General features: G+C 65.0%; 3 protein-coding genes and 1 pseudogene. 3 read left to right on the top strand and 1 reads right to left on the bottom strand.

The window, feature by feature from the left end; translation table 11 throughout:
- Positions 1-493 (top strand): annotated as a pseudogene (locus AC1D1P_RS19835) (flavin-nucleotide-binding protein); the annotation flags it as partial.
- Here the strand turns inward: AC1D1P_RS19835 and AC1D1P_RS19840 are convergent.
- Positions 490-1413: a LysR substrate-binding domain-containing protein gene (locus AC1D1P_RS19840; RefSeq protein WP_477674150.1), complete on the bottom strand. Its 924-nt coding sequence runs from the start codon at positions 1411-1413 to the stop codon at positions 490-492. The pseudogene AC1D1P_RS19835 and the gene AC1D1P_RS19840 overlap by 4 nt on opposite strands.
- Before the next feature lie 95 nt (positions 1414-1508).
- Here AC1D1P_RS19840 and AC1D1P_RS19845 point away from each other — a divergent pair, with 95 nt between their 5' ends.
- The gene (locus AC1D1P_RS19845; RefSeq protein ID WP_477668602.1) at positions 1509-1802 is read left to right on the top strand and encodes a DUF2917 domain-containing protein; all 294 of its coding nucleotides are present in this window, start codon (positions 1509-1511) and stop codon (positions 1800-1802) included.
- Entirely contained in the window at positions 1796-2581 is a 786-nt protein-coding gene (locus tag AC1D1P_RS19850; protein WP_477674151.1) for a crotonase/enoyl-CoA hydratase family protein, read from the top strand. Before AC1D1P_RS19845 ends, AC1D1P_RS19850 begins: the two co-directional genes overlap by 7 nt.
- Positions 2582-2801 lie beyond the last annotated feature (220 nt).

The raw sequence follows: 2801 nt of genomic DNA on the forward strand, positions 1-2801 counted from the left end.
CTCCACGTCTTCAGCGGGGCCGGTGGTGCACGCGTCGGCGCAGCTCAATGACGCGGCGCGCCGCATGATCGAGCAGGCCGACACGCTGTTCATCGCCACAGCCTATGCGGGCAACGGTGAGCAAGCCGGCCGCGCCGGCGGCGTGGACGTGTCCCACCGCGGCGGCAAGCCCGGTTTTGTGCGCGTGGAGGCCGACGGCACCCTGACCGTGCCGGATTTCGTCGGCAACTACTTCTTCAACACCCTGGGTAACCTCGTGGTGAACCCGCGCGCCGGCCTGCTGTTCATCGACTTCGACAACGGCGACCTGCTGTATCTGGCCGTCACGGCTGACATCATCTGGGACGGGCCCGAGGTGCAGTCCTTCGCCGGCGCACAGCGCCTGATGCGTTTCAAGGTGCAAACCATGCAGCTGGTGGAATCTTCCTTGCCGCTGCGCTGGAGCGAGGCAGAACTCTCCCCGGTGCTGGAAGCTACCGGCGCCTGGGCTTAGCCTATGGCTTCAAGCGCGAGTTCGCGCTCCAGCCAGGCGCGAAACTTCTGCACGGCGGGCCGCTCTGTGCTGTGGGCTGAGGTGACGATGCGGTAGCCCAGGCCCGGCACCGTCTGGCCCGGCAAGACCACCATGAGCTGGCCGCTGCGCAGCAGCGGTAACACCAGCGGCGTGCGGCCTATGCCTATGCCCGCGCCTTGCACGGCGGCGGTCAGCACATGTTCGTACTGCGAAAAATACAAACAAGGCTGCTGCGCCGATTGCCTCAAGTCCAGGCGCTCGTACCAGTCCGGCCACGACATCCAGGGAAAACGCGTGGCCGGGTCGTAATAGACCAGTAGCGGCGTAGTCAGGATATCGGCGGCGGCATGGATGCGTGCCGCGACGGCCGGCGCCGCCACCAGCAGGACCYGCTCCTGCAGCAGGGGTGGCGGGTCTTCGCCGCCCTGCAGCACGGGGTAGAGCCGCACAGCCAGGTCCATGCCTTCGCGCTCCAGGTTGACACGCGTTTCTGTGGCGTCGACGCGTACATCGATGGCAGGCTCCAGCAACTGGAATTTGGCAAGCTTGGGAGCCAGCCACAGTGCGGCGAAGGAGGGCGTGGTGGTGACCGCTACAGAGACCCTGTCCACCGCCAGCAGGCGGTCGACAGCCGAGGCCAGCTGCGCCAGCGCGGCGCGGGCCACCTCATAAAGCTCACGGCCTTGCGGCGTCAGGCTCAGGCCCTTGCCGCCACGCACGAACAGGGCGGTGCCCAAGGCATCTTCCAGACTTTTGACCTGTTTGCTCACGGCCGACTGCGTGATGCACAGTTCTTCGGCGGCAGCGGTGAAGCTCAGGTGCCGCGCGGCGGATTCGAAGCCGCGGATGGCATCGAGCGACATGGCGCGCAGTGCGCTGGTGGAAGGGCTGTTCAGCATGGCATGAATGATTGGAATACCCCGTATGACAAACCATCCGGCCGCGCGGACCGGTTCCAAAGAAGAATCAAACCACACTTTTCAAGGAGTCCGCCATGCATGCCCTGCAAACCCTACAAACTCCACAGACCCCGCTGAAGCTCGGGTCCATCCCCAAACCCTTGCGCTTGCCGCGCGGCCAGGTTTTGGCCTGCACTGGGGGTTGCCTCTGGATCACCAGCGATGCGCTGGCTGGACGCCGGGACAGCGACGTGGTGCTGGAAAGCGGCCAGTCCTTTGTCACGCCGCAAGCCGCGACTTATTTTGTGGGCGCCCCGCGCGGTTGCGGTGTGTTGTCATTTGTATCCCCCGACGCTATTGCCCGAAAACCTGAGGAGGCCCCATGCTGATAGAAACTGAGCGCCGCGGCCAACACGTGATACTGACCCTGAACCGGCCCGAGAAACTGAACGCACTGAACTACGCCCTGATCGATGAGCTCATGGACAGGCTGAACGCCCTGGAGCGCGACGACAGCGTGCGCTGCCTGGTGCTGACGGGGCAGGGCGATAAAGCCTTCAGTGCGGGCGCCGACATTGCGGGCTTCGCAGCCGACATAGCCACCTCGCCCGAGGCAGCGTGGCGCAACTTCGTGATGCGCGGCCAGGCCATGACCAGGCGCATCGAAAACTATCCCAAACCCATCATCGCGGCCGTCAACGGCATCGCCTTCGGCGGCGGTTGCGAAACCATGGAAGCCTGCAGCCTGGCCATCGCGGCGGAACATGCCAGCTTTGCCAAACCCGAAATCCGGCTCGGTTTTCCGCCGCCCTTTGGCGGCACGCAGCGCCTGCCCCGCCACATCGGCCGCAAGCGCGCCAACGAAATGATCCTGACCGGCGACGCCATCAGTGCCGAGGAAGCCCTGCTGATAGGCCTCATCAACCACGTGGTGCCGGCCCATGACCTGCTTCCGGCTTGCCTGCGAATGGCCAACCGCATCGCCGAAAACTCCGCCGTGGCCGTGACGGCCTCGCTACGCGCCGTGACGCGGGGCCTGAATGTTTCCATCGACGAAGGCCTGGCCATCGAGGCCGCACAGTTCATGATCGCGGCGGCTTCGCCAGACGCACGAGAGGGAACGGCAGCGTTTGTGGAGAAGCGGCAGCCTGTATTTCTTCATCGCTGAGGCTGCATTTTTCGCAGGCCGCACAGGATAGTGCATCACATCACATCAGGTGCGCCCGGGTGACATTTCGCGTCGTTTGCGACGCAGATCACGGATGCCAGGTTGCCCGCAGCGCCGTGGAAGGCATGGCGCCGAGCGTTTGCCCGAGCTGCTTCGCCGCCAGAACCGTGGCGGGCGCGTAACGCGCGAGTACCGCACTCGTCAGTCGTTCTACCGGGCC

This window comes from Polaromonas sp. P1_E1_2, assembly GCF_056406035.1.